This window comes from Aeromicrobium endophyticum (assembly GCF_003586285.1).
Lineage (GTDB): Bacteria > Actinomycetota > Actinomycetes > Propionibacteriales > Nocardioidaceae > Aeromicrobium > Aeromicrobium endophyticum.
The window spans coordinates 845,183-871,619 of the sequence record NZ_QUBR01000001.1; the positions used below are offsets into that span (position 1 = coordinate 845,183).

Consider the following 26,437-nt stretch of genomic DNA (forward strand, 5'->3'; position numbering starts at 1 on the left):
CGCAAGTCTAGCGGTCGCGCAGCGCCGGATCGGAAGCCGTCCAGATCAGCTCGTGATCAGGCTCACGCCGTACGCGCCGAGGATCTCGTTGACGGGCTGGAAGTACGTCGTGCCGCCGACCGAGCAGTTGCCCGATCCGCCGGACGTCACGCCCTGCGCCTGGGTGCCCGAGATCGCCGAGCCGCCCGAGTCACCGGGCTCGGCGCAGGCGCTGGTGCGGATCAGCCCGGTGATGGTGCCCTCGACGTACGTCACCGACGCGTTGCGGGCCTGGATCGTGCCGCAGCGCCAACCCGTGGTGGAGCCGGAGCGGCAGATCGACGAGCCGACGGGCGCGTCGGACGATCCCTGCACGCGCACCGTGCCGCCCGCGTAGTCGTTGACCGCCCCGATCAGCGCCTGGCCCGGGGTCTTGACGTAGGCGTAGTCGTTGCCCGGGAAGCTCGAGCCGGCGAAGGTGCCGCTGGGCGAGCTGGTGGTGCTGCCGGTCGTCCCGCAGTGGCCGGCCGTCACGAAGCCGCCGGTCACCGCGAAGCCGACCGAGCAGCGCGCGCCGCCGATGTAGTAGGCGTTGCCGCCCACGACGTCGAGGGCACGCGGCGCCTCGGACGACACCTCGACCGTCACCGCACTGGCAGGCACGCCGGCCTTCTTCACGAAGGCCTTCGCCTGGGCGACACCGGCTGCGCGCGACTGCACGACGACCTTGTTGGTCGTCACGTCGACGTACCAACCCGGCACACTGGCCGGAGCGCTCGCCTTGGTGGCGTCCAGCTTGGCCTGGTAGCCGGTCAGCTGCTGCTCCGACCGGGCCACCTGCCGCACCTGGGTGCTGGACGACGACAGCGACGAGGCCGCCTCACCCGTCGTGCCGACGACCAGCCTGCCGCTCGCGGCGTCGAACCAGGCACCGCCGAAGCTGGCGCCGAGCTGCTCACGCGCCTTCTTCTCGCTCCGGGTCGCGGCCTTCTCGTCAGCCAGCCGGGCGTCCACCTCGGACGCGCTGAGGCCGAGGTCGCGCTGCATCGCGCCGGCCATCGACGTCCGGTCGGGCGTGGTGCCCGGCCCCGGCTCAGCGGCTCCGGCCTGCTGCCCGAACACCGCAGCGGCAGCGGCCGCCACGGCCGCGGCACCGGTCAAGACACGCATCCGTCGTTCCATGTGATCCCCCTAGTCGTCGTGATCCCCCCGAGGGGATGCCAGAAACCTAGTGCCGGCGACGCCGGCCAGGGGCATACCAATTGCGTCATACCGCGGGGCTGACCGGCGGAAGCGGCTGAATGCCGAAGCCCTTCTTGCCCTGCAACCACGCGGCGTAGACCAGGCTCTCGACGATCAGCCCGGCGAAGGCGTCGGTCGTCAGCCGGACGATCTCGCTCGCGAACCCTGCCGCCGCGGCGTCGGGGCGCCAGCCGACGACATGGTTCCAGCGCAGGGGCGCGTCGGCGATCGGCACCGTCACGAGACCGGGCAGGTCGCGGGTGGCCTGGCACAGCGCGACGGCGTGGTCCGAGGCCACCCGGTCGATGCAGCTGGCTGCGTCGGCCTCGTAGAGCGTCCGGGGCGTGAAGCCCGCCCGGGCGCAGGCGGCGGCGAAGCATCCGGTGAAGCAACCGTCGACCGGGATGGCCGCCCAGTCCTCGTGCGCCAGCTCGGACAGATCGACCTCCGCACAGGAGGCCAGGCGGTGCTGCTCGGGGAGCAGCACGAACACGGGGTCGCTGGTGACGACGTGCCACGACAGCCCGTGCTGGGCCGGCGGCGGGGCGTCGGCGCACACGCCCACCACCGCGAAGTCGACCCGTCCGTCGACGACCATCTCGGCGAGCCCGTCGGACGACCACGTGGCGTGCGTCGTCACCTGCACGTCGGGATGCTCCAGCGCGAGTGACCTGATCAGCCGGCCCAGCACGACGCTGGTCGACGAGCCGATGCTGACGTGCGACGGCGTGCCGCCGCAACGGCGCTCGTTGCTGGCGAGCCGGGCCGCCTCCTCCTTGAGGCCTGACATGGCCGGCAGCATGACCCGGGCGCGCGCCAGCACGAGATCACCGAGCGCGGTGGAGCGCACGCCCCGGTGGTCGCGCTCGAACAACGTGCCGCCGAGCGACTTCTCGATGCGGTTGAGCTGGGCCGTGAGGGCCGGCTGCGCCAGGCCGAGGCTCGCAGCCGCCTTCGTGACGCTGCCCTCGTCGGCGAGGGCGCACACGACCTTCAGATGGCGCAGCTCGAGCTCCATCCCGGGAGGATACCGCGAGTATGCGAACGGCTCCCTGGACAGCACGACGGCCCCGCACCCGTCGGGGTGCGGGGCCGCGCTGCGGACGGACCTACTGTCCGGAGATCTTCTTGGTGCACGCCGTCGACGCGTCGGTGAACGCCTGCATGTCGGCGGGGTTGACGTTGGTCGGCTGGGCGTCGGCGATGGCCTGCAGGGTCTGGGTCGAGGCCGTGTCGTACAGCTCGTCGGCGAAGCAGGTGACGACCTTGTTGACGATGTCCTCGGGCAGGTTGGCGCCGGCCGTCGACTTGAGGACCTTGGTGTAGCCCGCGACCACGTCCTCCTTGCTGGGCTTGTCGCCGGTGTCGCCCTCGGGCGCGGCCGAGGCGGTGGGCTCTTCGGTGGCGGCAGGCTCGGAGGCGGTCGCCGACGGCGTCGACTCGGCCTTGTCGCTGCTGCCGTCGCTGCCGTCGCTTCCGCCGCAGGCCGCCAGCGTGCCGCCGAGCGAGAGCGCCAGCGCCAGCGCGACGCCGGACATGCGTGAACGAGTCTTCATCTGTTCCCCCAGATAGGTGATGAGCGACCGTCGGTCAGCCGCCCTCGATGCCGCGAAGGTATCAGAGGATACGGCGCGTCTCGAATCGTGCGGGACGTGCTCGACGAGCCTCAGCCGATCGTCGTGCGTCCTTCGAAGGCCCGGCCGAGCGTGAGCTCGTCGGCGTACTCGAGGTCGCCGCCGACGGGCAGGCCGCTCGCCAGCTTGCTGACCCGCAGGCCGTACGGCGACAGCATCCGGATGAGGTAGGTCGCGGTGGCCTCGCCCTCGAGGTTGGGATCGGTCGCGATGATGACCTCGGTGACGACCCCGTCCTGCAGCCGCTGCAGCAGCTCCTTGATGCGCAGCTGGTCGGGCCCGACGCCGGCGATGGGCGAGATCGCGCCGCCCAGCACGTGGTAGCGGCCGCGGAACTCCCGCGTGCGCTCGATCGCGACGACGTCCTTGGACTCCTCGACGACGCACAGCACGCTGAGGTCGCGCCGCGGGTCGGCACAGATGCGGCACTCGGTGTCGACCGTGACGTTGCCGCAGATCGAGCAGAAGTGGACCTTCGACTTGACCTCGACGAGCGTCGCGGCGAACCGGCGGACGTCCTCGGGGTCGGCGTCGAGCAGGTGGAAGGCGATGCGTTGCGCGCTCTTGGGACCGATGCCGGGCAGCTGCCCGAGCTCATCGATCAGATCCTGGATCACGCCGTCATACACAGGGATCAACCTATGTCGTGCGTCCACGTCCCGCCTCGGCGACTCGCCCCAACCCGCGAGTGGTGCGGTCTGGACGTTATGGGACGGCGTGTCGGTCCACTCCGCACCACGCGGGCACGGGAACGCACCACTCGGGTCAGTAGAGCGGCCTCCCCGACAGGATGCGCACGAGCTGCTCGACCCGGACGTCCTCGTGCTCGGGGTGGGGCAGCAGCGAGGCCATCAGTGCCTCGCCGTCGAGCAGGTGCACGATGCTCAGCACGATGGTGTCGAGCTCGACCGGCGCGAGACGCTCGGCGATCGGCAGCGCACGACCCAGCGCCAGGATCTCGCCGTGGTAGCGCTCGGCCAGCGGCTCGAGCACCGCCCGCAGCTCGGCGTCGGCCCGTGCGGCGAGCACCAGCTCGTACCAGGCGGCGTTGATCGGGGCCCGGGTCGCTCGGCGCAGCCGGTGCACGACCTCGGTCAGGTCGGTGCCGTCGAGCGAGCCCAGCCCCTCGCTGAAGTCGACCAGCTGACGCGACCTGATGCGATCGGCCGCGGCCAGCATGACGTCGAGCCGCGCGCCGAAGTGCCGGAACAACCCACCCTGCGACACCCCCGCACGCCGCGCGATCTCGGCCGTGGTCGCCCGGGCGTAGCCGACCTCGCCCAGCACCTCGACGGCCGCATCGACGACCGCGGTCATCGTGCCCTCCCGGCGCTCGGCCTGCGTGCGTCGGGCGGGTGCGGTCACGCCCCTACTGTGCCACCAGCTGCTCGGCCCGCCGCACGGGCGCGACCGTCCCGCGGGGCTCGCCCGCGCGCAGGAAGCGTCCGGTGCCCAGCGTCGTGCCGTAGCCCTCGACGAACTCTCCGCGCTCGAAGACCGGCTCGCCCGAGACGATCGTGGCCGTCACCGCCGCGTCGTTTCGGTTGACCATGCGACTCATGTCGCCGAACGCCGGCATCAGCGCCTCGTGATAGCCGTCGACGTCGTCGCTCAGCCCGGCCGGATCGACCACGACGATGTCGGCACGGTCGCCGACCTGGATGCGTCCGGCGTCGATGCCGTAGAAGTCGCCGAGCTCGCCGGTCAGCTTGAAGACGGCCTTCTCGACCGTCATGAACGGCTTGCCCGTGACCTGCGCCTGGTGGACGCGGTTGAGCAGCCGGATGCCGAAGTTGTAGAACGCCATGTTGCGCAGGTGCGCGCCGGCGTCGGAGAAGCCGATCGTGATGCCGTAGCGGTTGACCAGCTGGTCCTGCACCTTCGGGCGCGTGTTGGCGATGTTGGTCTTCCAGCGCAGCTTCGTGCCGTGCTCGACGACCAGGTCGAGGTAGCAGTCGACGGGATGCACGCCACGGTCGCGGGCGACCTGGCCGATCATCATCCCGATCAGCTCGGTATCGGGGCACTCGGTGATCTCGGCGTCGTCGAAGTCGCGGTGCCAGACCCGAGGGCTGAAGCGCTTGTCGAAGTCGTGGCGGAACCAGCGGCGGTACGCCTCGTCGTCCAGCAGCTCGTTGCGACCCATCTCCTCGCGCAGGTGCAGCGCCTCGCGTCCGGAGCCGAACTCCTCGAACACCACGAGGTCGATGCCGTCGGCCCACACGCGGAACGTCGTCGGCAGGTGCTGCCAGGTGAACTGCCCGCCGCCGATCTTGTTGGCGATGAACGCGAGCGGCGCGAAGATGCGCTGCACCCACGGCTCGGCCTTGGTGTCGGCCGCCGCGAGCAGCGAGACCTTGAGGGGCTTGCGGACGCGACCCATCGCGGTCGCGAGGTAGAAGGCGATGTCGTACTTCTTGTTGAGGTTGGGCACGCCCTGCAGCACCCGCCCCCGCCGCCGCAGCACCCGACTGAGACCGCGGAACTCCTTCCAGCTGGAGTAGGTGGACGGCAGGGAGCGCGAGCGGTAGCGGTCGCCGTCCAGCTTGTCCCAGGGATTGGTCATGGTGGAGATGCCGAGGAAGCCGGCGTCGAGGGCGTCCTCGAGCCGGCGCTCGATCTCGGCCTGCTCGCCGCGCGACGCCGACTGCGCCGGATCGGTCGAGCGACCCATGCCCATGACGCTCGCGCGGACGTCGGAGTGCCCCAGGAACGAGGCGACGTGGGGGCCGAGCGGCAGCCGCTCGAGGGCGTCGACCCACCCTTGCGGCGTCGACCAGGTCTTGGCCTCCTCGAGCGCGCCCAGCACGTGGGTCCGCGGCAGCGCCTCGACCCGGCTGAACAGGTCGGCGATGTCGAGCGGGGTCGAGTAGACGGTCGACAGCGAGCAGTTGCCGACCAGCACCGTGGTGACGCCGTGGCGCACCGACTCGTTGAGCCCCGGCGCGACCTGCACCTCGGCGTCGTAGTGGGTGTGGGCGTCGACGAAACCCGGCATGACCCACTGCCCGGCCGCCTCGACGACACGCGTGCCGGGGCCCGGCGTCAGGGCGGTGGGGCTGACGACCGTGACACGTCCGTCCGTCACGCCGACGTCGGCGACCACGCCGGGAGCGCCCGTGCCGTCGAAGTAGGTGCCGCCGCGGATGATGAGATCGAGCTCGTTCATGTGGCCTCCGTCACGTTGACGTCGAACATAGCGAGCGATCACTCGCTATGTCCAGGGGTCCGGACCACCGAGTGGCGCAGACCCGGTCGCGAGTGGTGCGGATCGGACCGACACGCCGTCTCGGAAAGACCACGACGCACCACTCGCGGTCGGCGCGAGGCTCAGGGGCGTGGTTGCTCGAGGAACGACCGCAGCATCTGGTGGCCGTGGGACGTCAGCACCGACTCGGGGTGCATCTGCACCCCTTCGACGGGGTGCTGCCGGTGCCGCAGGCCCATGACGACGCCCGATGCCGTGCGGGCCGTCACCTCGAGCTGGTCTGGCACGGTCGCCGGGTCGACGACGAGCGAGTGGTAGCGCGCGCACACCAGCGGCGTGGGCAGCCCCGCATAGACGCCCAGCCCGTCGTGGTGCACCAGCGAGGGCTTGCCGTGGACGACCTCGGCGGCGCGCACGACCTCGGCGCCGAAGACCTCGGCGATGGCCTGATGACCGAGGCACACACCGAGCGTCGGGGTCGACGGGCCGAGTCGGCGGATGGCCTCCGTGCTGATGCCCGCGTCGGCGGGGGTGCCCGGGCCGGGAGAGACGACCAGGTGCGTGAAGTCGCCGCGGGCACGGGCCGCGACGAGCTCGTCGACCGCCACGGCATCGTTGCGGACGACCTCGGCCGTCGCGCCCAGCTCGCCGACGTACTGCACCAGGTTGTAGACGAACGAGTCGTAGTTGTCGATGAACAGCACCCGCGCCGGGCTGGGCGGTGAGCCTGCGACCTGTCGCGGCCCCTGATGGGTCGCAGGGTCACCGCCCCAGAGGGTCTGCAGCGCGTCGCGGAGCCAGGTCGTCGTGCGGCCGACGGGCCAGGACCCGACGCCCTCGACCGACCTGACCGGCACGACGCCCCGCACCGCGTTGGTCGCGAAGACCTCGGTGGCGGCTGCGACGTCGTCGAGCGTCACGCGGCGCTGGAACACCGGGACCGCCGCCTCGCGCAACAGCTCGACGACTCGCTCGCGGGCCGTGCCGGGCAGGATGCGACCGTCGGTGGGCGGCGTCAGGACGGCGTCGTCGTGCACCACGAACACCGACGCGCGGGCCGTCTCGAGCACCGCGCCGTCGTCGGCGACGAGCAGCAGGTCGTGGTCGGGCGGCCCCTCGTGCGCCACCGCCCGACGGTCGGCCCACTTGTGCTGCCCGAGCCCTCGGGGCATCGCCCGCGGAGCGAGCGTCCACGTGTCGCCGGCGTCGTCGACGGGACGGACGGCCATCGAGACGGTCACGTCGCCATCGGCCGGCACCGCGTCGATGCGCAACCGGTGGCGGCCGCGCAGGCCCGCGACGCGCCGGACCACCGCCTGGTCGAGACCGCCGCGCAGGGGGTGGCCGTAGACCGCGCGGACGCTCGCGTCGAGCCGTGCCAGGTGGGCATCGAGGTCGACGACGCGACCGTCGACCACGAGCAACGTGTCGTAGACGCCCAGCCGCTCGTCGGCCTCCGGCGCGTCGGGCACCACGCGGACCGGCACATCCCCTTCGGTGGCGGGGACGTCGGCGCGCAGGTCGAGCACGCCGCCGATCGCGTCGACCAGGGGCCGCGCCTTGACCAGGCACTCGGCGTACTCGGCCTCGGGCGTCGAGTCGGCCACGATGCCGCCGCCGACGCCGAGCCAGACGCGGTCGAGGCCCGCCGAGAACTCGAACGTCCGGATGACGACGCTGAGCTCGAGCCCGGCTGAGGGGCTGACGTGCCCGATCGCTCCGGTGTAGGCCTCGCGACCCGTGGCCTCGACCTCGTTGATGATCTGCATCGCGCGCACCTTCGGGGCACCCGTCACCGACCCGGGCGGGAAGGTGGCGCGCAGCAGGTCGGAGTCGCGCACGCCCGCGTCGAGACACCCGACGACGTCCGACACCAGGTGCCACACCGCGTGGCGCTCGGCGCGGGCGAGCGACGGCACGCGCACCGAGCCCGGCACGCAGACCCGCCCCAGGTCGTTGCGCATGAGGTCGACGATCATGACGTTCTCGGCGCGGTCCTTGGCCGAGGCGACGAGCTCGTCGGGATCGGCGTCGAGCGGCGACGTGCCCTTGATCGGCGACGTCAGCACGTCGTCGCCCGTGCGCCGCAGGAACAGCTCGGGCGAGAAGCTCACCAGCGCCCCCTCCGGGCTGGCGACGTAGGCCGCGTAGGCAGGCCGGAGCCGCTCGACCCCGGCGCAGAAGGCGTCGAGCGGATCACCTGCGAACGGCGCCTCGAGCCGCGCGCAGACATTGGCCTGGAAGATGTCGCCGGCTGCGACGTGCTCGAGCACGCGTGCGACGGCCGCCCGGTGCTCGCCGGGCGACGGTGTCATCTCGAAGGTGCCGACCTCGTGGTGGCGGGGCGCGGGTGCCGGCTCGGCCAGGGCGTCGAGGATCCGTCGGTCACGGCCGGCGTCGGGCGTCAGCGACTCGAGCCACCACGTGCCGTCGCACAGCCGCAGCACGTGGTCGTAGAACGCCAGCCGGTGATCGGGCTGCGGAGACGGACGGTGCGGCGGCTCGGGCAGCCGCTCGACGAGCCGGCCGAGCTGATAGCCCCACGCGCCGATCCATCCGCCGCCGAAGCCCTGCCCGGCCGGGATCGCGTCGACGTCGATGCCGGCGAAGGGATCGCCCTCGAGCACCTCGACGGGGTCGAAGGCGATCAGGGCCTCGCCGTGGTGCCAGGCACCCGTGAGCGCGACCAGACGGTCTCGGTCGCGGAACCGGCGCAGGACGTCGAGAGGGTCGGCCGTGAGGTCGAGGCGCCGCCTCGCGATGTCAGTCGCCGCGTGGCGTATCAATGATCTCGGCGCCCAGCTCGCGACTCAGCAGCGCCTCGGCGTCGAGCTCTTCGACCTCGACGACCGGGTCGTCGCGGTCGGCCGAGGCGTCGGGGTCTTCGCGGCGCTCGGGCGAGTGCGACTCGCGCAGCGCCGCGCGGACCGAGTCGGGCACCGCGACCGCCGGAGCGGACGGCGCCGCGGGGGCGGGCGCCGGTGGGCGCTCGTCGTCGCGGTCGTCGGGGACCCCGGGCTGCGCGCCCGGGTCGACGATCGCCTCGATGCGCCACGTGACGCCGAGCACCTCGTGCAGCGCGCGCTGCACGTAGTCGTCGGAGCCGCTGCTCAGGAAGGAGTCGCGGGCACCGGTGTTGACCAGCGCGATCGTGAGCACCTGGCCGTCGAGGGCCATGACCTGGGCGTTCTGGCTGAGCATGATCCAGGCGAAGCGCCGCATGTCGCGGATCTTGTCGAGGATCTCGGGCCACAGCCGGCGGACGTCGGCGATCGTCAGCTGACCGGCCGGAGCGGGTGTCTCGACGGGCGCGGCCGGAGCCTCGCCCCTCGAGCCGGGCACCTCGCCCCTCGAGCTTGTCGAAGGGGTCGGGGTCTCGACCGGCGGGACCGGGGCCTCGACGGACGGGGTGGGGGTTTCAACAGGCTCGACCGGCACAGGGGGCTCGACCGGCGCTTCGCCCCGTGAGCTTGTCGGAGGGGCCGGCGCCTCGACAGGCTCGACGGGCGGAGCAGGCTGGACGGGCGGGGCCGGTTCGACGGGCGGAGCAGCCGCAGGCGCGGGGGCGGTCGGCAGCGGCCCGGCGGGACGTTCATGATCCATCGAGAGCCGCCGCTCGACGCGGTCGAGCCGCGCCTGGAAGCCCTGCGTGGAGTTATCGGCGCCGGGCACGAGGATGCGCGCGCACATCAGCTCGAGCAGCAGACGCGGGGCGGTGGCTCCGCGGAACTCCATGAGCGCCGCGTTGACGATGTCGGCCGCGCGGGTCAGCTCGGACGGCCCGAAGCCGTTGGACTGCGTCACGAGCCGCTCGGCGCGGTCGCCCGGCACGTCGAGGAGGCCCTTGTCGAGGGCATCGGGCACCGCGGCGACGATCACGAGGTCGCGCAGGCGCTGCAGCAAGTCCTCGGCGAAGCGGCGGGGATCCTGCCCCGACTCGATGACCTTGTCGACGACGCCGAACACCGTCGAGCCGTCGGCTGCCGCGAAGGCGTCGATGGCCTCGTCGAGCAGGGAGTCGGGGGTGTAGCCGAGCAGGGCCACGGCGAGCTCGTAGGTGACGCCCTCGGGCCCGGCGCCGCCGAGCAGCTGGTCGAGCACGCTGAGCGTGTCACGCACCGACCCCTGGCCCGCCCGGACGACCAGCGGCAGCGCGGTGGGGGCGAGCGCGACACCCTCGGCCGCGCACAGCTGCATGAGGTAGTCGCCGAGGGCCTTGGGCGGGACGAGGCGGAACGGGTAGTGGTGGGTGCGCGACCGGATGGTGCCGATGACCTTGTCGGGCTCGGTCGTCGCGAAGATGAACTTGAGGTGCGGCGGAGGCTCCTCGACGAGCTTGAGCAGCGCGTTGAAGCCCTGCGGCGAGACCATGTGGGCCTCGTCGATGATGTAGACCTTGTAGCGGCTGCTGACGGGCGCGAAGAACGCGCGCTCGCGCAGGTCGCGGGCGTCGTCGACGCCGCCGTGGCTGGCCGCGTCGATCTCGATGACGTCGATGCTGCCCGGGCCGCCCCGCGCGAGGTCGCGGCAGCTCTGGCACTCGCCGCACGGGTCGGAGATCGGCGCCTTCTCGCAGTTGAGGGCGCGGGCGAGGATGCGCGCGCTGGTGGTCTTGCCGCAGCCGCGCGGGCCCGAGAACAGGTAGGCGTGGTTGACCTTGTTGGCGGCCAGGGCGTGACGCAGCGGATCGGTGACGTGCTCCTGGCCGATCACCTCGGCGAAGGTCTCCGGCCGGTAGCGGCGGTACAGCGCGAGGGGGGCATCCACACGTAGAGACTAGCCACCCATCCCGACATCGTGGATCGCGCGGTGAACCCATCGGTGCGGGCGGTCAGGAGTCGACGAGCCGCTGCACGGCCGGTGCGTACCAGCGGACGAGGTCGTCGACGCTGGCGTCGGCGACCGCCGGCAGACGGACCACGTAGCGGAACGTGGCCATACCGATCAGCTGGCTCGCGACGAGCGCCGCTCGCAGCTCGCGATCGTCACCGGCGAGCACGTCGACCAGCTGCGTGCCGAGCACCTCACGGGCCACCTGCGCCACGGGCGTGTCGCCGTCGCCCGAGCCGAGCGAGGTGCGCACCAGCGAGCTGAAGACGTCCCGGTGCGGGTCCCACGAGGTCGCGAACGTGCGCACGAGCCGCTCCCCGAGACCGTCGGGCCCACTCGCGACCACCGCGGCGATCTTGGCGACCGGGTCGACCGGCAGGTCCATCGTCGCGACGAGCAGTCCCTCCTTGCTGCCGAAGTAGTGGCTCACGAGGCTGGCATCGACCCCTGCGGCTCGCGCGACGGCACGCATCGACACACCGGCGAAGCCCTTCGCCGCGAACTCGCCGCGGGCGACGCCGAGGATCGCCGCGCGCCGGTCGACGGCATCGGCACGGCGAGGGCGGCCCCGGGCACGGGCGTCGCTCACGACGTCCTCCGACGGAGCGTCAGCGAGGCGCCGACGAGGGCCAGCGCCGAACAGCCGACCAGCACCCCGAGATCGGCGGCCAGGAAGCCCGTGCTGGTCGCTCCGGTACCGAGGTCGGAGAAGGCGTCGGTCGCGTAGCTGAGCGGCAGGACGTCCGAGACCCGCTCGAGCACCTCGGGCATCGAGGCGCGCGGGGCGAGCAGACCGCACAGCAGCAGCTGGGGGATGACCACGAGCGGCATGAACTGGACGGCCTGGAACTCGGTGGCCGCGAAGGCCGACATCATCAGGCCCAGCGCCGTCCCGAGCACCGCGTCGGTCACGGCGAGGATCACGACGGCCGACGGGGAGCTGACGTCCAGCTCGAGCCACCAGATCGCCATCGCCGAGCTGACGAGCGACTGCAGCAGCGCCGCGGCGCCGAAGGCCAGCCCGTATCCGGCGATCAGCTCGCCGCGCCGCAGCGGCGTCGTGAGCAGACGCTCGAGCATGCCGGACGTCCGTTCGCGCACCATGGTCACCGACGTCACGAGGAACATGATGATGAACGGGAAGATGCCGAGCATCTGCGGCCCCACGCGATCGAAGACGGCGGGGCTGCCGTCGTAGACGTACCGGAAGAGCAGCAGGAGGAGGGACGGCAGCACGACGATCAGGGCGACGCTGCGCGGGTCGTGGCTCAGCTGCTGCAGCACCCGCTTGGCGGTGGCCAGGGTCCGGCTCATGCCGCGACCTCCTCGGCGAGCACCAGGAACGCCTGTTCGAGGTCGTCCTGCCCTGTCCGCCGGCGTAGCTCGTCAGGCGTCGCGTCGGCGATGATCCGCCCCTCTCGCATCAGCAGGACCCGGTCGCAGCGTCCCGCCTCGTCCATGACGTGGCTGGACACGAGGATCGTGCGGCCGTCGTCGGCCAGCCGCGCGAAGAGCTTCCACAGATCGCGTCGCAGCACCGGGTCGAGACCCACGGTCGGCTCGTCGAGGAGGTAGACGTCGGGATCGCCCAGCAGCGCGGCGGCCAGCGACACGCGGGTGCGCTGACCGCCGGACAGGTCACGCACCAGGGCGTCGGCGCGGGCGCGCAGGCCCACCTCGTCGAGAGCCCCCTCCGTCGCCTCGTCGTCGGCGTCCGACAGCGAGGCGAAGTAGCGCAGGTTCTGCCGGACGGTCAGGTCGGGATAGACCGAGCTGGCCTGGGTGACGTATCCGACGGACCTCCGGGTGCAGGCCGACCCTGCAGGCTCTCCCAGCACCCGGACGTCACCCGCCTCGATGCGCTGGGCACCCACGACGGCACGGATCAGCGTCGACTTGCCGCAGCCGCTGGGCCCGAGCAGCCCCACGATCTGTCCGGTGGGGACCGAGAACGTGACGTCGGAGAGGACGGACCGGCCGCCCCGCACGACCGACAGCGCGGCGACCTCGACAGCAGGAATATTCAACACGTGATGAATATATGGCCGGGAGACCCGCCGGTCAACCCCCGAGCAGGCCCTGGGCCCCCATCCAGGCGTCGACCGTGGCGTACGCCGCCTCGCGCGGCTCGAGCTTTGAGATGAAGACGTCGTGCCGGGCCTTGTCGATCGGGACGACCGTCACGGCGTCGCCCAGGCATCCGGACCACCGGGCGATCTGCTTGACGTCGAGCACAGCATCGGCCTCGTCGACCTGCGGCGACCACTCGCGGGCGAACCACGACTTCGTCGACCGCAGGACGAGCGAGGGCACGCCCACGTCGAGGCCGCGGTGCAGCTGGGCGTGGCCCCGGCGCACCGCCGTCAGCCATCCGTACGACACCGGGAACCCGTTGAGCGGCTTGAAGACCGTGTCGAACTCCCACTCGCCGTGCCCGCTGACGTGCAGGCTCGTGCCGTAGGCGTCGGTGGCGGGCAGCTTCATCATGGTCGTCGGCTTGACCTTGGCCACCGCGGCGATGACCTGCGTGCCGATCGTCCGCATCCACGGCTTGCCCTGCAGGTCGAACCACGGGCTGTTGAGCACCAGCCCGGCGATGCCCGCGCCCCGTGAGCCGCCCGGACGCCGATTGAGCCGGTCGAGCCACAGCGGCAGGATCAGCCCGCCCGTGGAGTGCGCCGAGAGCAGCACCGGCACGTCGCCCGTCTCGTCGCGGACGATCGCCAGCGCCTCGTCGAGCTCGCGGTCGTAGAGCGCGAGGTCGGACACGTAGTGCCCGGTCTGCCCCTCGCGCCGCGACCGCCCGCACTTGCGCAGGTCGAGCGCGTAGAAGGCGTGACCGCGCTCGGTGAAGAACTCGGCCATCTCCTTCTGGAAGAAGTAGTCGCTGAAGCCGTGCACGTAGATCACGGCCCCGCGGACGTCGGCCGGTGCCGTGCGACGCACCAGCGTCGCCTCGACGACGCCCTCGCCGTCCGGGTCGTCGCCGAGCGGGATCGTGCGCCGCTCGTATCCGTCACCGAGGAGGTCTGGCTCCCACCGTGTCATGTGCTTCTCCTGCGCTCGCGGGCCGACATCCGAACCCTACGGGTACCTCGGCGGACGCGCGGTTGGGTCCGCGGCTGCCGACCTCCATCATGGGGGTGTGACGAGCCTGCGCCAGATGCACCAGACCCTCGACCTCGCCCTGCGCGTGGGCGAGATGCTGCTGTCGAACGGGGCCGGAGCCGCCGACGTCACCGCCACGATGTCGTCGGTCGCGCACCACCTGGGCATGCGCCAGGTGACGGTCGACGTCACGTTCACCACGCTGACGCTGAGCCACCAGGAGTCCTTCGACGAGCCTCCCCTGTCGTTGACGCGCCACGTCACCCACCGCGAGACCGACTTCGACGACCTGACCCGCGTCGACCATCTCGTCGCCGACCTGCTCGACGACGAGATCGACCTCGACGAGGCCCGCATCCGGCTGGCGCAGATCTCGTCGACGGGCCACCGGGCGCCCCGCTGGGCGGTCACGCTGGCGTCCGGCGTCGTCGGTGCCGGCATCGCCCTGCTCATCGGCGGAGACCTCACGGTCACCCTGATCGCTGCCGTCGCGGCGATGGGCATCGAGGTGCTGCAGCGGTACATCTCCCGCCTGCGCCTGCCGCACTTCTACGCCCAGGCGGCGGGCGGTCTGTTCGCGTCCCTGCTCGCCGTCGGCGTGGCCGCCTCGCACGTCCAGGCCGACTCGTCGCTGGTCATCACCGCCAGCATCGTGATGCTGCTGGCCGGGCTGGGGCTCATCGGTGCCATCCAGGACGCGCTGACCAACTTCTACGTGACGGCCAACGCCCGCGTGCTCGAGGTGATGATGTCGACGATCGGCGTGATCGTCGGGGTCAGCGGCGGACTCACGTTCGGCCGCCTCGTCGGGATCGAGCTGACGGTCGAGCCGGGAGCGTCCGGTCTGTCGCGGCTGCCCCTGATGGTCGCGGGCGCCGCCATCGCCGCCGCTGCGTTCGCCTTCGCCGCGTACGCGCCGCGCCGCGTGCTGCTGCCCATCGCCGCCATCGCGGGCGCCGCCGCCGCCATCTACCTGCTGATCGCCGAGCGCGACGTCGGACGAGCCTGGCCGGCCGCCGTCGCCGCGATCTTCATCGGTCTGATCAGCTACAGCGTGGCCGGACGCGTCAACGTCCCCCCGCTCGTGATCGTGACGGCGGCGATCGTGCCCCTGCTGCCGGGCGTCTCGATCTACCGCGGTCTGGGGCTGCTGGCGGCCGACGACCTCGCCGGCATCCTCGCGATGATCACGGCGATCGCCGTCGCGATCTCGTTGGCCGCCGGCGTCATCCTCGGCGAGTACGTCGCCCAGCCGCTGCGACGCGAGGCCCGCCGCCTCGAGCAGCGCCTGGCCGGCCCGCGACTCGTCGGCCCGCTGCGCGCCCGCGCCCGCGCCAAGCGCAAGTAGTCCACCGCTCGTCGTTGCTGCGTCCTTGACGGGCCGCGTGTCCACTCGGGTGGTAGGAATGGGCTGTTACCTGCCAGTAGGCCGAGGAGACCCATGAAGCTGCAGCTGTCCGACGAGGACGTGGCATTCCGCGATGAGATGCGCACGTTCTTCACCACCCAGATCCCGCAGGACATCCGCGACACGGTCACGGCCCGTCGCGAGCTGTCCAAGGACCAGATCGTCCGCTCGATGCAGGCGATGAACGCCGCCGGCATCGCCGTCCCCAACTGGCCCGTCGAGTGGGGCGGCAAGGACTGGACCCCCCTCCAGCGCCACATCTGGCACGAGGAGATGCAGCTGGCCGGCGTCATGCCGCCGCTGGCCTTCAACGCCTCGATGGTCGGACCGGTCATCGCCGCCTTCGGCTCGCAGGAGATCAAGGAGCGCTTCCTGCCCAAGACCGCCAACCTCGACATCTGGTGGTCGCAGGGATTCTCCGAGCCCGATGCCGGCTCCGACCTCGCCTCGCTGCGCACCACCGCCGTCCGCGAAGGTGACGAGTACGTCGTCAACGGCCAGAAGACGTGGACGACCCTCGGCCAGTACGGCGACTGGATCTTCACGCTCGTCCGCACCGACCCGAACGTCAAGAAGCAGGCGGGCATCTCGTTCCTGCTGATCGACATGACGTCGCCCGGCCTGACGGTGCGGCCCATCGAGCTGATCGACGGCGGCCACGAGGTCAACGAGGTCTTCTTCGACAACGTCCGCGTGCCGGCCGAGAACCTCGTCGGCGAGGAGAACAAGGGCTGGGACTACGCCAAGTTCCTGCTCGGCAACGAGCGCGTCGGCGTCGCCCCGGTCGGCTCGACCAAGCGCACGCTCGCGCAGGCCAAGGAGTACGCCAAGACGGCCGGCCCCGGCGGTACCTCGCTGCTGGACGACCCGCTCGTGGCGGCCCAGATCGTCGAGCTCGAGAACGACCTCCTCGCGCTCGAGCTGACGGCGCTGCGCGTCGTCGCCAACTCCGCCGACGGCAAGCCGCACCCGGCGTCGTCGGTGCTCAAGCTGCAGGGCACCGTGCTGCAGCAGGCCGTCACCGAGCTCTGGGTCGACCTGGCCGGGCCCAACGCCCTGGCCACCGGCGCCGGCGACGGCTCGGACGTCCCCGACCTCGCCCGCACCGCCACCACCAACTACCTCAACTACCGGAAGGCGTCGATCTACGGCGGTTCCAACGAGGTGCAACGACAGATCATCGCCGGGACGATCCTGGGACTGAGGGGCTGACATGGACTTCACACTCGACTCCGAGCAGACCGCGCTGCGCGACGCCGTCCGCGGCCTGCTGGGCAAGGCCTACGGCTCGTCCGAGGACCGCCGCACCGTCACCAAGACCGATCCGGGCTGGGACGAGAAGACCTGGCAGCGACTGGCCGAGATGGGTGCCCTCGGGCTCCCGTTCGCCGAGGAGGACGGCGGCTTCGGCGCCGGCCCCGTCGAGGTCTCGATCGTCGCCGAGGAGATCGGACGCGTCATCGCGCCCGAGCCCTACGTCGAGGCCGTGGTGCTCGCCGGTGGGCTCGTCGCCGCCGCCGGCACCGCCGAGCAGCGTGCCGAGATCATCGGCGCCCTGGCCGAGGGCACCCTCGTGCCGGCCTTCGCGCACACCGAGGCACAGGGCCGCTACGGTCAGCGCGCGTACGCCGTCACGGCGACCAAGGACGGCGACGCCTGGACGCTCTCGGGCGTCAAGGAGCCCGTGCTGGGTGGCGCGCGGGCCGATCTGCTCGTCGTCAGTGCCGACGTCGACGGCGCCACGGCACTGTTCCTCGTCCAGCCCGACGCCTCGGGCCTGACGCGCACGTCGTACACGACGTTCGACGGCGGACGCGCGGCGCACGCGGCATTCGACTCGACGCCCGCCACGCCCCTGGGCGAGCCCGGCGCCGACCAGTCGGCCGTCATCGCGCAGGTCGTCGCCGCGGCGCAGATCGCCTACGGCCACGAGTCGCTGGGCGCGATGGCGTTCGCGCTCGAGACCACGACGGAGTACCTCAAGTCGCGCAAGCAGTTCGGCGTCCCGCTGATGACGTTCCAGGCGCTGACCTTCCGCGCGGCCGACATGTACGTGTCGCTCGAGCTGGCGCGCAGCACCGTCACCTGGGCGACGCTGGTGCTGCTCGACGCCGACGCCGACGCGACCCTCGAGGCCGCCTCACGCGCCAAGCTGCAGGTCAGCAAGGCGGGCCGTCACATCGGCCAGGAGGCCATCCAGCTGCACGGCGGCATCGGCATGACCGCCGAGTACAGCGTCGGTCACTACACGAGCCGGCTCACCGCGATCGACCACGCCCTCGGCGACGGTCGCTACCACCTCTCGGCGCTCTCGGAGACCCTCGACGACCACGAGGTGCTCGAGCCGCTGCCCTGATCCGAGCGCGACCGCCTGGGGCGGTGCGCCGGCGTCCACCTGCTCGACCGGGGTGGACGCTGGCGCACCGCCCCTCGTCGTCGGTGGGTCCGGACGCGAAGGACCCCTCGCGTACCCGACAGAGCTCACTGACCCTTGCTGCCTTCCGGCCCTGGGGGAGTTGGGTGATGTGTCGCCACGCGAGGGGCTGCCTCACATCATACGGACGTGGCCCGGTGAGACCCAAGCCGGGCACGACCGGTAACCTCGACGACGGAGGATTCGCATAGTGGCCTAGTGCGCTCGCTTGGAAAGCGGGTTGAGTGAAAGCTCTCAGGGGTTCGAATCCCCTATCCTCCGCCAATCTGACCCCTTGAAGATGCTATTCCAACCTGGCGACGCGCGGGATGCCTCATGATCGAGGCTCGGCTAGTCCCTCATCTGCTCGGTACGACGAGCACCCCGCAGGGTGGTCTTCCGCTGAGCAGCCGGTGCTCGATCGAACCCTCGAACAGGTGAGCCAGAGCATTGCCCATGCCTTGGCCGTGGCTGCCGACGACGATCATCAGGGCCTTGGTCTCCACCGCGACCGCCGTCAGAAGATCGGCCGGGTCATGTCGTCCGGCTTGGTAGGTCCATGCGCAGCCGAAGGGGTCGAGGACATCCTGGACGGTGCGCTCTTCGTCCCGCAACGTCGCTCTTGCCTCCTCCTCCCAGTCGGGACCGTCTGGATCGATCGGGTAGTCGCGAAGATCGACCGCGTGCACGACATGGACGATGATCGACAGCCGGGTTGCCAACGTTGCCGCGCTCTTCAGTGCGGCTGTGGACGCCTCACGTCGGTCGAATCCGACGACCAACCCGCCGGTGGAGGTATCGCCGTCACGAAGCTGGAGGCGCCTGCTGGGAATTTCGGGTGAATTGTCGTTCATGGAAAATCTCCCTTTCATGGGGCCGTGATGAGGTACGCGGCAAGCTCATACCCACCAAGGCACAAGACGATAGTGAGCACGAGACTCAGACCGAGGTTGAGCACGGCCGCTGTCAGGTGCTGTTGCTCGATGAGTCTGACCGTCTCGAAGCTGAACGTGGAGAACGTCGTAAGCGCCCCGCAGAAGCCGGTGCTGATCAGAGCCACTACTGCTTGGTCGAAATCCGAGCCGGCCGCGAGTCCAGCGATGAAGCCGATGACGAGTGAACCTGTCGCGTTGGCGGTGATAGTGCCCCATGGCAACGACGACGAATGGCGAGACTGGACGAACAGATCGACCAGGTACCGGGTCGGCGCTCCTACCGCTGCGCCCAGGGCCACCACGAGAACCGTCATCGCGAGACCACGCGATCCATTCGGCGGACGAGCGATCGGGTGGAGACAAGACTGACCCATACCGCCAGCAACGACAAGGAGACGCTCAACGCCAGATAGGTAGCGGCAGCTGCCACATGCCCAGTCCGCAGCAGTTCGTGCACGTCCAACGCTGCGGTCGAGAAAGTCGTGTACCCGCCCAGGACGCCGACGCCCAGGAACGGTCGCAGCAGGCGCTGATCCGGCAGCACATCGACCACCACGACCATGAGGACGCCCAATAACAGCGATCCGCTCGCGTTGATCGCCACCGTCGTCCACGGCAGCTCACCGAGCCGGTGCGGGAACAAATCCAGCAACGACCATCGCCCTGCCGCGCCTGCAGCGCCGCCGGCGGCGATCACGCTCAGGATGTCCCATCGCTCACGGAGCACCTGCGCGACCAAGCGCACGTGATGCACTGTCCCGATTGAACCGACGAGACGACCAGACGGTTCGACGTCCGGATCGATGGGCTGGTCATCGAATATAGACACACTTCTCCTGCGAATAGCAGGAGCCATCAGCGCAATGCGGTTCGAGTCTGAGACTCAGGCGGGGTCCATCGCCAAGGTCGATGATACCGGCGAACTGTGTGGGATGCCATGGGCAGGCGCGCGATCCGACCCTCCCGCTCACGAAGGAATTGGCCTCATGGACATCTTGCAGACAGCACTACTGGGAGCAGTCGAGGGGCTGACCGAGTTCCTCCCGGTGTCCAGCACTGGGCACTTGACGATTGTCGAGAAACTGCTCGGCTCGGATGGCTCGTCACAGCAGAGCCAGTGAAGGAACGCGGCTGGAGGGCAGCGGCGACGAAGAACAGCGACGGGCTGCCGGGCATCAGGAACTGAGCAGCTTCTGCATCGTCGAGATCTCGGCCGTCTGATCCGCCCGAATCCTCTTCGCCAGATCGACGGCGTGGTTGTACGTTCCGTCGACCTCCTCCTGGGACGCCATCTCGATGGCGCCCTTGTGGTGCGCGAACATCATCGTGAGGAACTGCTCGTCGAACGCCGAGCCGGACGATGCTTCGAGAGACGCCATGTCCTCATCGCTCATCATTCCGGGCATGTCCGACGACGATCCGTGGTCCATCCCTTCCATCTCGCCCATGTCGCTGGAATCAGCCGGGACCTCCTTGTCCCAGGACTTCAACCAACCCGACATGGTGTCGATCTCCGGTTGCTGGGCGGCGATGATCTGCGCGGCAAGACCCAGAACGTCCGTGTTCCAGGTCCGGCCTGCAGCACGGCGCAACGACAGCTGGGCGTGGACCGGGTGCGACAGGGTCGGTGGCGGACATGAATCGAGGCCGTCTTCACGCTCTCAAACGGGCGATCTTCTGGGACCGCTCGAGAGCCACACGCAGGCGCCTGACTGCTTCTGCGCGGGCGTGGGCGTTGCGTGGTGACGGGTGCGGGACAGCCAGCACGGGAACAACCCGGGCTGTCTCATCGATCGTCATCAGCCGCATAACACCTTGAAGTGCCGGCATGCCGACGGCGACGACGACTTGGAGGTCGGGCAGAGCCGCCCACAGCTCCTTCATTGCCGGACGCGCCTCCTCAAGGTCTCGCACCAGTGGCGGCCTTCGATGGCCGGTAGCGTCGTATGTGGGCCACGGCACCACGTTCCATCTCACGTACCCGTCACGGGCCATGCCCGCAGAAGTTCGCGCTGCACGGAGCGCGGCCGCGGTCGGGTCGTCGTTGTCCTCGGTGCTGAACCCGAGGTCACCTGCGGCAACCGTGCGAGGGCCGGGCGACTCCATCAGCACCAGGATCCTCGCGTTCACGCCAGGACCGTCCGGGTCGAACCACGGGACGAACCGCTGCTCGTCGACCGCCGCACGCCACGCACGGACCAGCGCATTGAGCGCGAAGACGTGCGGCTCGTCAACTCGCGACCGGCGATCGGTGCTCATCTTGTGCGGGCCTTCGTGGCGATTGCCAGCAGATCGCGGACCGGACCGGCCGGCGGGCGGCCGCTGCCGACCCACAGCGCGGTGAGGTCGCGCGAAAGGTCCAACCCGGTGATCGGTACCTCGACGAGCCGGCCCGCCTCCACGTCGCTGCGCACCGAACGTCGGCTCATGAACGCTGGCGGGCTTCCGGCGCTGACCGCCGATCGGATGCCGGACGTGGTGGTCAGCTCGACGGCTGGCGCCATGGCGGTCAAGCCTAGCCCTGCGAGCGCGTCGTCGACGACGCGACGGGAGCCTGACCCTTGCTCACGCCACGTCAGAGGCCGTGTGACGAGCTCATCTGGAGTCAGCGGCGAGTCCTGCTTGGCCCACGGGTCGTGCGGTGCCGAGTACAGGCCCAGTTCGTCGCGAGCGACGACCAGTGACGCCAGGTCGCCGGGGTCCGCACCGTCCTCGACGAAACCGATGTCGGCCGACCCGTCCGCCACGGCCGTCCGCACGTGCTCGCTGTTGGTGGCGATCAGGCTGACGACGGTGTCGTGCTGCTGGCGAAGCCGGACCAGCCACAGGGGAAGCAGGTACTCGGCCACGGTCATGCTCGCCACGATGCTCAGCTGGTGCGTCCGGCCCTCGCGCAAGGTCGCGATCGACTCGTCGATCTCCTGAGCGAGATCGATCAGACGTGCGGCCCAGCCGACCATCAGGACACCGGACTCGGTGAGCGTCGATCCTCCGGCAGCACGACGCAGGAGGGTCAGTCCCGTCTGGGCCTCGACGGCTCTGAGCCGTTCGGATGCCGATTGCTGGGTGATGCCGTTCGCTCGGCCCGCAGCGCCGATGCTGCCATGAGTGGCCACGTCGACCAGCAGCTGAAGAGCAGCCAGATCGGGGATGTTGCGCATCTGCCTAGACTACCCGTCCTCCACAGGTCTGCCCTGTGGAGCCACAGGGTGACGGGTTCTACCGGCAACCCCGCATCGAGACCACAGTGGAGTCATGACCACCGCACACCTCACGACGACCAGCGAGCACGCCGCCCGCAGCACCCGCGACCGAACGGGCCGGCTCCGCGAGCTCGAGGGCGCTCCGGCTCTCGGCTTCATCGGACCCAACTGGTTTGCCTCGGTCATGGGCACCGGCATCGTCGCAGTCGCCGCCGCCTCCCTGCCCTTCTCCGTCCCGGGGATCACGGTCTTCGCCACCACCGTCTGGGTCCTCGCCCTCCTGCTGCTCGTCGTCGTGGTCGTGGCGACTGCCGGCCACTGGACGTTGCATGGCGAGGTGGCCCGCGGTCACCTGGACGATCCGGTGATGTCGCACTTCTACGGCGCGCCCGCGATGGGACTCATGACCGTTGGTGCCGGCGCAGTGCTGGTGGGACACCACCTGATCGGCATGACTGCCGCGCTGACGCTGGACTGGGTGCTGTGGACCGCTGGGACCCTGCTCGGTCTGACCACGGCCGTGCTGGTGCCGATCCGCGCCTTCACCTCGCACGAGGTCCACGAGGACTCCGCCTTCGGCGGCTGGCTCATGCCCGTGGTCCCGCCCATGGTCAGTGCCGCCACCGGCGCTGCCCTCATCCCGCACCTGCCGGCCGGCCAGGCCCAGCAGACCATGCTGCTGGCCTGCTACATGTTCTTCGGCCTCACTCTCATGTGCAGCATCGTCATGATCGCGTTCATCTGGAACCGGCTTCTGCGCCACGGCATCGGAGCCGCCGGCGCCGTGCCCACCCTCTGGATCGTCCTCGGTCCCGTCGGTCAGTCGATCACTGCGGCCCACCACCTCGGCAACGTGACCCCCGACGTGCTGGACAGCCCCTACGGCACCGCGTTCCACGCCTTCGCCCTCGTCTACGGCATTCCCATGTGGGGATTCGCGATGCTGTGGTTGGCGATCGCCGCCACCCTCACCGCCCGCACCGCCAAGGAAGGACTTCCATTCAGCCTGACGTGGTGGTCCTTCACCTTCCCGGTCGGCACCGTGGTCACCGGCACCTCGGGGCTGGCTCAGCTGACCGGCAACCACGTGCTCCAGGTCGCGGCCGGCGCACTGTTCGTCCTCCTTCTCAGCGCCTGGGCCGTCGTTGCCGTCCGCACCCTTCGCGGCGTGCACTCTGGGAAGCTGCTCAAGAAGCCCTGAACTCCGGCAGGCCCATACCTCCGATGAAAGGGAAGCCCTGATGAAGACGCCCCGTAAGAGCACGATCGAATGGTCCGTCGGCGTCGTGGTCGTCGCCGCCATGTTCATCTGCGGACTCATGCTCCTAGTCCTGGCGCAGAACGACACGCTCCAAGCCCTCCCGTGGACCTATATCGGGCTCGCCCTGGCCGGCTTGAGCGCCGTCATCGGAATGGCTCTGGCTATCGCCGAAGCCGACATCACCTCGGGCGGCACCAGCGAGGAGTCCGACTGAGGGCACGGCGTCGAGGACCTTGCCGCCTCCTCACGTCAGCCTGAACTGCCTAGATCAGAGATCGACGAGCAGCAGAATGAGCAGCGTGAGGAGGATGGAGATGGTCAGTACGGCGGCCGCCATCACCGGACCGGAGGTCGACCGCCCTGTCTCGAAGCGCCCATCTTCCAGCTCTCACGCAGTGGCTCGATACCTGAAGCTGCCGTACACCACGACGCCCCACCGGCGATCACAAGAATCCCGCCCGCCAGGACGCTACCGGCAGACACAGTGCCGTCGTCTCCGAAGCGGGCCACGGCAAGTCCGAGCACGACGACAGTCAGCGCCGTCCGCATCCAGGCGAGATGGGTTCTTTCGTTCGCGAGGTGACCTCGCGGACTCCCGACATCGTTCAGGGATCTACCTTGGGTCATCGCTCACGACTCAACCGCAGCGACACCGCCGACCGAGTCACTCCGAACTGTTCAGCGATCCGCTGGTGGCTCCAACCATCCGAGCGAAGCCGTCTGACCTCGAGCATGTCTTCGGTCGAGAGCTTCCCGCCGCTTCGGATTTCGATGCCCTCCCGTCGCAGCCAGTCCAACAGGGTGCTCATTGGGACGCCGTACTTCGTCGACAAAGACACCGATCCCATGCCGGCTTCGTAGTCGGCGCGGACGGAAGACTCATGCCCCGACAGGACCCATCGAGTCCGGCTCCTACCCGTTAGCTCGGGCACCTTCCAAGGCTCGTCTCGAACATCCTTGGCCACTTGGTCTCGCATCGATCGCACCTTCGCCCCTGTCTCACCGGGGTTGGAATACCGTCCCAGCGCCTCCGCCACGACACCAGACGCGAGACCCCACCCGGCGTCAGCCCGGTGGGGTCTCATCGCGCGCACGGGAGCCGGCACGGCGGTGAGGTAGGATCTCTGGGTCGTGTGAGCCACAGAGGGCGACGACGAGGACGAATCCGAGAGTTGCTCATCCGTGATCACCGCTGTGCTGTTGTGGCTCGGCTTGGCGATCGTCCCGGGCACGGTCCTCATACGGACTGCCGGGTGCCGGTGGGGCTTCTGGACGACTCTCGCCGCAGCGCCGACCGTCGGACTCGGGGCGCTCTACGTCGTTGGCCTTGCTGCCAGCAGGCTCGGCGCTCCCGTGGTCGACGTGGCCGTCGCCGCCGTGGTCGTCGTGACCTGCCTCGGGGCGATCGCCGAGGTCGTTCGTCTCTGTAGGCGGCGCACCGCGACTCGAGCAGCTGCGCGCGAGGCGCGCGTCCGTCTCGCCGCCCTCTCGATGCCCCACTGGGTGTCGTACGCACTCCTCGGCGGCGCCGTCGTTCTCGGCGCCATGACCTGGATTGCCACGATGAAGGGCCTCGCGTTCCCACCTGGCTGGGACGCGATGCACCACGGGTACTTCACGCGGCAGATCTTGGACCACCAGACCTTGGACGGGTCGGTCGTGCTCGCACCGTCCGCCTCCGGCGAGACAGCGCCCGACAGCTTCTACCCACTGCTGTTCAACCTCTGCATCGCGGTCATCGAGCAGGTCAGCGGGACGGCGGTCTCGCAGGTGATGTTCGCCGGCATCGCGACGACAGGCGCCGTGTTCCTCCCTGTCACGGTCTACGCGCTCGCTCGACGCATCGATCCCGGCCGGCCGCTCGTGGCTGGCCTGGCGGCATTCATTGCCCCCCTGTCCCTGTCGACCTATGCACTGATCGGGACGGGGCGCGACAACACCGTCCTCGGCCTGGCACTGACCCTGGGCACGGCGCTGGCCCTGTTGGCAGCCCGCACCCGGGCGGGTGTGGCCGTCGGCGCCTTGGGGGTCGTGGGCATCATCGGCATCCACACGTCCGAGATGCCCGTCGCCCTGATCATGGCGGCCAGCATCGCCGTGGTCGACGTGGTCCGTTCCCGCAGGCTCGACGTGTTCCGGTGCCGAATCGTGGTGGTCGCGGCGTCCGTCGTCGCGGCGATCGTCTGCCTGGTGGTGCTCGAGCCGACCATTCTCTCCGCATCGTCCTCGCGCGAGGGAGCGATCGGCACTGCCGGCCCCGGCATCGATCTTCGCGATGCTGTCTCGCAGATGCTGACGCTGGGATGGGACCGGAATGCGCACTCTCTGCCCGTGCTGCAGATCCTGCTGGGCATCGGCCTGCTGGCCACGCTGCTGCTCCCTGGCTTCCGCGCCTACCTCTCCACCACGCTTGCCTACGGCCTGATCGCAGCTCTCATGGTGGGACTGTTCACACAGTCGCTCGGCCCTCTGCAGGTCGTCGCCTCACCTTGGTACGGAGACCTCAACCGCCTCGCGTGGACCTTCCCCGTGCTGACCGCGATCCCGGCTGCCGTCGCGGTGGTTGCGGTCGCGGAATGCGTGGGCCGGCTCGCAGGCGCCATCGGCCGGCACCGTCGCCACCGGGCCGTCCGACGCGACTACAGCCGGACAGGTCTTGCGGTGGTGACCGTCGCCGCAGCGTGCGGTCTGATTCTCACGGCCCTCCCCGACACGGCACGCACCAATCTCGAGCTCCACGTGTTGTTCGGACCGGCCGACGCCGACTCGCGCGCTGCTTTCGAGTACCTCCAAGAGGACATCCGGCCCGGCGAGGTCGTCATGGACGACCGCCGGGCCTCCGGGTCGCTGTGGATGTACGACGACTACGGGGTGCCGCCCCTGTTCGGCAACTCCCCCTACCTGGGCGCTGCGCCGAAGTCGTGGAAGGAGAGGCTGTGGCTGATCCGGCACCTCGATGACGTCGCGGACGATCCCTGCGTCGACGCCTTGCTGGCGAAGTACCGCGTCGGCTACGTGTACTACGACGATGCCCGCATCCTGGAGGGTGAGCGACGCATCGAGAAGGCGGTGCTCGATCGACACCGCCAGTTCACCCCGGTCTTCGACCAAAATGGCGTCACCGTCTACCGAGTGGCTCGGTCGGTGGATGTGCCACGCTGCGACCGCGACGTGACCAGAGGCATCACGTGGTGACGCGCCGATCGACGGGCGCCA

The 26,437-nt window shown here is 70.0% G+C and carries 26 protein-coding genes, 1 tRNA gene, 1 other RNA gene, 1 pseudogene and 1 riboswitch; of the genes and pseudogenes, 8 read left to right on the forward strand and 21 right to left on the reverse strand.

All coding sequences use genetic code 11. The features are described 5' to 3' along the window. Positions 1-45: 45 nt before the first annotated feature. The 12 genes from DX116_RS04225 to DX116_RS04280 form a co-directional block, all read right to left on the reverse strand. Entirely contained in the window at positions 46-1,149 is a 1,104-nt protein-coding gene (locus DX116_RS04225; protein WP_233556560.1) for a S1 family peptidase, read from the reverse strand. A 97-nt stretch (positions 1,150-1,246) separates the two neighbouring features. Then, positions 1,247-2,239 (reverse strand): LysR family transcriptional regulator, encoded by a 993-nt coding sequence (locus tag DX116_RS04230; protein WP_119702929.1) that lies wholly within the window; start codon positions 2,237-2,239, stop codon positions 1,247-1,249. A gap of 91 nt (positions 2,240-2,330) precedes the next feature. After that, positions 2,331-2,777 carry a hypothetical protein gene (locus DX116_RS04235; RefSeq protein WP_147393572.1) on the reverse strand — a complete coding sequence of 149 codons (447 nt, stop codon included), beginning with the start codon at positions 2,775-2,777 and terminating at the stop codon, positions 2,331-2,333. Positions 2,778-2,887: 110 nt separating this feature from the next. Beyond that, positions 2,888-3,484, reverse strand: a complete 597-nt coding sequence (gene recR / locus DX116_RS04240; protein ID WP_119702931.1) for a recombination mediator RecR — start codon at positions 3,482-3,484, stop codon at positions 2,888-2,890. Positions 3,485-3,620: 136 nt separating this feature from the next. After that, positions 3,621-4,220: a TetR/AcrR family transcriptional regulator gene (locus tag DX116_RS04245; protein ID WP_233556561.1), complete on the reverse strand. Its 600-nt coding sequence runs from the start codon at positions 4,218-4,220 to the stop codon at positions 3,621-3,623. Between the two features lie 4 nt (positions 4,221-4,224). After that, positions 4,225-6,024 carry an N-acyl-D-amino-acid deacylase family protein gene (locus tag DX116_RS04250; protein WP_119702932.1) on the reverse strand — a complete coding sequence of 600 codons (1,800 nt, stop codon included), beginning with the start codon at positions 6,022-6,024 and terminating at the stop codon, positions 4,225-4,227. A gap of 161 nt (positions 6,025-6,185) precedes the next feature. Beyond that, the gene (locus DX116_RS04255) at positions 6,186-8,849 is read right to left on the reverse strand and encodes an aminodeoxychorismate synthase component I (protein ID WP_119702933.1); all 2,664 of its coding nucleotides are present in this window, start codon (positions 8,847-8,849) and stop codon (positions 6,186-6,188) included. Continuing rightward, positions 8,827-10,830, reverse strand: a complete 2,004-nt coding sequence (locus DX116_RS04260; protein WP_119702934.1) for a DNA polymerase III subunit gamma and tau — start codon at positions 10,828-10,830, stop codon at positions 8,827-8,829. The genes DX116_RS04255 and DX116_RS04260 overlap by 23 nt, the downstream gene beginning before the upstream one ends. A 64-nt stretch (positions 10,831-10,894) precedes the next feature. Then, a complete protein-coding gene (locus tag DX116_RS04265; RefSeq protein WP_158591887.1) occupies positions 10,895-11,482 on the reverse strand; it encodes a TetR/AcrR family transcriptional regulator in 588 nt (195 codons plus the stop codon). Continuing rightward, positions 11,479-12,207: an ABC transporter permease gene (locus DX116_RS04270; RefSeq protein WP_119702936.1), complete on the reverse strand. Its 729-nt coding sequence runs from the start codon at positions 12,205-12,207 to the stop codon at positions 11,479-11,481. The genes DX116_RS04265 and DX116_RS04270 overlap by 4 nt, the downstream gene beginning before the upstream one ends. Then, on the reverse strand, positions 12,204-12,923 hold the full coding sequence (locus DX116_RS04275; RefSeq protein WP_119702937.1) for an ABC transporter ATP-binding protein: 720 nt from the start codon (positions 12,921-12,923) through the stop codon (positions 12,204-12,206). The genes DX116_RS04270 and DX116_RS04275 overlap by 4 nt, the downstream gene beginning before the upstream one ends. A 31-nt stretch (positions 12,924-12,954) precedes the next feature. Next, on the reverse strand, positions 12,955-13,941 hold the full coding sequence (locus DX116_RS04280; RefSeq protein ID WP_119702938.1) for an alpha/beta hydrolase: 987 nt from the start codon (positions 13,939-13,941) through the stop codon (positions 12,955-12,957). A gap of 97 nt (positions 13,942-14,038) precedes the next feature. Between DX116_RS04280 and DX116_RS04285 the strand changes: the two genes are divergently transcribed. The 3 genes from DX116_RS04285 (at position 14,039) to DX116_RS04295 (ending at position 17,765) form a co-directional block, all read left to right on the forward strand. Beyond that, positions 14,039-15,349, forward strand: coding sequence for a threonine/serine exporter family protein (locus DX116_RS04285; RefSeq protein ID WP_119702939.1), 1,311 nt, complete (start codon positions 14,039-14,041; stop codon positions 15,347-15,349). A 93-nt stretch (positions 15,350-15,442) separates the two neighbouring features. Continuing rightward, a complete protein-coding gene (locus DX116_RS04290) occupies positions 15,443-16,621 on the forward strand; it encodes an acyl-CoA dehydrogenase family protein (protein WP_119702940.1) in 1,179 nt (392 codons plus the stop codon). A 1-nt stretch (position 16,622) separates the two neighbouring features. Further along, positions 16,623-17,765 (forward strand): acyl-CoA dehydrogenase family protein, encoded by a 1,143-nt coding sequence (locus DX116_RS04295; RefSeq protein ID WP_119702941.1) that lies wholly within the window; start codon positions 16,623-16,625, stop codon positions 17,763-17,765. Positions 17,766-17,860: 95 nt separating this feature from the next. On the opposite strand, the gene ffs is transcribed toward DX116_RS04295, so the two are convergent. Continuing rightward, an RNA gene (ffs, locus tag DX116_RS04300) (signal recognition particle sRNA small type) lies at positions 17,861-17,957 on the reverse strand. 62 nt (positions 17,958-18,019) lie between these two features. Between ffs and DX116_RS04305 the strand changes: the two genes are divergently transcribed. Further along, positions 18,020-18,107, forward strand: a tRNA-Ser gene (locus tag DX116_RS04305). Between the two features lie 74 nt (positions 18,108-18,181). Here the strand turns inward: DX116_RS04305 and DX116_RS04310 are convergent. From DX116_RS04310 to DX116_RS04320, 3 genes are read right to left on the reverse strand one after another with little or no spacing between them, the layout of a single operon-like run. After that, positions 18,182-18,676: a universal stress protein gene (locus DX116_RS04310; protein WP_158591888.1), complete on the reverse strand. Its 495-nt coding sequence runs from the start codon at positions 18,674-18,676 to the stop codon at positions 18,182-18,184. Between the two features lie 14 nt (positions 18,677-18,690). Further along, the gene (gene crcB, locus DX116_RS04315; protein ID WP_119702943.1) at positions 18,691-19,071 is read right to left on the reverse strand and encodes a fluoride efflux transporter CrcB; all 381 of its coding nucleotides are present in this window, start codon (positions 19,069-19,071) and stop codon (positions 18,691-18,693) included. Then, positions 19,068-19,502 carry a fluoride efflux transporter FluC gene (locus DX116_RS04320; RefSeq protein WP_199715923.1) on the reverse strand — a complete coding sequence of 145 codons (435 nt, stop codon included), beginning with the start codon at positions 19,500-19,502 and terminating at the stop codon, positions 19,068-19,070. The genes crcB and DX116_RS04320 overlap by 4 nt, the downstream gene beginning before the upstream one ends. 94 nt (positions 19,503-19,596) lie before the next feature. Further along, a riboswitch (Fluoride riboswitch) is annotated at positions 19,597-19,668 on the reverse strand. 75 nt (positions 19,669-19,743) lie between these two features. On the opposite strand from DX116_RS04320, the pseudogene DX116_RS04325 reads away from it, so the two are divergent. Next, positions 19,744-19,854, forward strand: a pseudogene (locus DX116_RS04325) (undecaprenyl-diphosphate phosphatase); the annotation flags it as partial. 78 nt (positions 19,855-19,932) lie between these two features. Here the strand turns inward: DX116_RS04325 and DX116_RS04330 are convergent. From DX116_RS04330 to DX116_RS04340, 3 genes are all read right to left on the reverse strand, one after another. Continuing rightward, the gene (locus DX116_RS04330; RefSeq protein ID WP_199715924.1) at positions 19,933-20,349 is read right to left on the reverse strand and encodes a DUF305 domain-containing protein; all 417 of its coding nucleotides are present in this window, start codon (positions 20,347-20,349) and stop codon (positions 19,933-19,935) included. 61 nt (positions 20,350-20,410) lie between these two features. Then, positions 20,411-21,016, reverse strand: coding sequence for a uracil-DNA glycosylase family protein (locus DX116_RS04335; protein WP_119702946.1), 606 nt, complete (start codon positions 21,014-21,016; stop codon positions 20,411-20,413). After that, positions 21,013-21,918, reverse strand: a complete 906-nt coding sequence (locus DX116_RS04340; RefSeq protein WP_119702947.1) for a LysR family transcriptional regulator — start codon at positions 21,916-21,918, stop codon at positions 21,013-21,015. Before DX116_RS04340 ends, DX116_RS04335 begins: the two co-directional genes overlap by 4 nt. A gap of 94 nt (positions 21,919-22,012) precedes the next feature. On the opposite strand from DX116_RS04340, the gene DX116_RS04345 reads away from it, so the two are divergent. Beyond that, the gene (locus DX116_RS04345) at positions 22,013-23,161 is read left to right on the forward strand and encodes a TDT family transporter (RefSeq protein ID WP_119702948.1); all 1,149 of its coding nucleotides are present in this window, start codon (positions 22,013-22,015) and stop codon (positions 23,159-23,161) included. Positions 23,162-23,201: 40 nt separating this feature from the next. Beyond that, positions 23,202-23,435, forward strand: a complete 234-nt coding sequence (locus DX116_RS04350; protein ID WP_119702949.1) for a hypothetical protein — start codon at positions 23,202-23,204, stop codon at positions 23,433-23,435. A 122-nt stretch (positions 23,436-23,557) separates the two neighbouring features. Here DX116_RS04350 and DX116_RS20500 read toward each other — a convergent pair whose 3' ends face one another. Both DX116_RS20500 and DX116_RS20505 read right to left on the reverse strand, forming a co-directional pair. Continuing rightward, positions 23,558-23,848, reverse strand: a complete 291-nt coding sequence (locus DX116_RS20500; RefSeq protein WP_119702950.1) for a YidH family protein — start codon at positions 23,846-23,848, stop codon at positions 23,558-23,560. Beyond that, positions 23,845-24,462, reverse strand: coding sequence for a helix-turn-helix domain-containing protein (locus DX116_RS20505; RefSeq protein ID WP_119702951.1), 618 nt, complete (start codon positions 24,460-24,462; stop codon positions 23,845-23,847). Before DX116_RS20505 ends, DX116_RS20500 begins: the two co-directional genes overlap by 4 nt. On the opposite strand from DX116_RS20505, the gene DX116_RS04365 reads away from it, so the two are divergent. Then, positions 24,404-26,416 (forward strand): DUF6541 family protein, encoded by a 2,013-nt coding sequence (locus tag DX116_RS04365; protein ID WP_147393573.1) that lies wholly within the window; start codon positions 24,404-24,406, stop codon positions 26,414-26,416. The two genes, DX116_RS20505 and DX116_RS04365, sit on opposite strands and share 59 nt — an antisense overlap. The last annotated feature ends 21 nt before the right edge of the window (positions 26,417-26,437 follow it).

Excerpts from the sequence above, each read along its gene's own strand:
- DX116_RS04235 (WP_147393572.1), bottom strand. The coding sequence starts at position 2,777 with ATGAAGACTCGTTCACGCATGTCCGGCGTCGCGCTGGCGCTGGCGCTC.
- crcB (WP_119702943.1), bottom strand. The coding sequence starts at position 19,071 with ATGACGGTTCTCGTGGTGGCCCTGGGCGCAGCGGTAGGAGCGCCGACC.
- DX116_RS04225 (WP_233556560.1), bottom strand. The coding sequence starts at position 1,149 with ATGCGTGTCTTGACCGGTGCCGCGGCCGTGGCGGCCGCTGCCGCTGCG.
- DX116_RS04350 (WP_119702949.1), top strand. The coding sequence starts at position 23,202 with ATGAAGACGCCCCGTAAGAGCACGATCGAATGGTCCGTCGGCGTCGTG.
- DX116_RS04310 (WP_158591888.1), bottom strand. The coding sequence starts at position 18,676 with ATGAACGACAATTCACCCGAAATTCCCAGCAGGCGCCTCCAGCTTCGT.
- DX116_RS04270 (WP_119702936.1), bottom strand. The coding sequence starts at position 12,207 with ATGAGCCGGACCCTGGCCACCGCCAAGCGGGTGCTGCAGCAGCTGAGC.
- DX116_RS04230 (WP_119702929.1), bottom strand. The coding sequence starts at position 2,239 with ATGGAGCTCGAGCTGCGCCATCTGAAGGTCGTGTGCGCCCTCGCCGAC.
- DX116_RS04340 (WP_119702947.1), bottom strand. The coding sequence starts at position 21,918 with ATGCGCAACATCCCCGATCTGGCTGCTCTTCAGCTGCTGGTCGACGTG.
- DX116_RS20500 (WP_119702950.1), bottom strand. The coding sequence starts at position 23,848 with ATGACCCAAGGTAGATCCCTGAACGATGTCGGGAGTCCGCGAGGTCAC.
- DX116_RS04335 (WP_119702946.1), bottom strand. The coding sequence starts at position 21,016 with ATGAGCACCGATCGCCGGTCGCGAGTTGACGAGCCGCACGTCTTCGCG.
- DX116_RS04250 (WP_119702932.1), bottom strand. The coding sequence starts at position 6,024 with ATGAACGAGCTCGATCTCATCATCCGCGGCGGCACCTACTTCGACGGC.
- DX116_RS20505 (WP_119702951.1), bottom strand. The coding sequence starts at position 24,462 with ATGAGGACCGTGCCCGGGACGATCGCCAAGCCGAGCCACAACAGCACA.
- DX116_RS04290 (WP_119702940.1), top strand. The coding sequence starts at position 15,443 with ATGAAGCTGCAGCTGTCCGACGAGGACGTGGCATTCCGCGATGAGATG.
- DX116_RS04345 (WP_119702948.1), top strand. The coding sequence starts at position 22,013 with ATGACCACCGCACACCTCACGACGACCAGCGAGCACGCCGCCCGCAGC.
- DX116_RS04295 (WP_119702941.1), top strand. The coding sequence starts at position 16,623 with ATGGACTTCACACTCGACTCCGAGCAGACCGCGCTGCGCGACGCCGTC.
- DX116_RS04280 (WP_119702938.1), bottom strand. The coding sequence starts at position 13,941 with ATGACACGGTGGGAGCCAGACCTCCTCGGTGACGGATACGAGCGGCGC.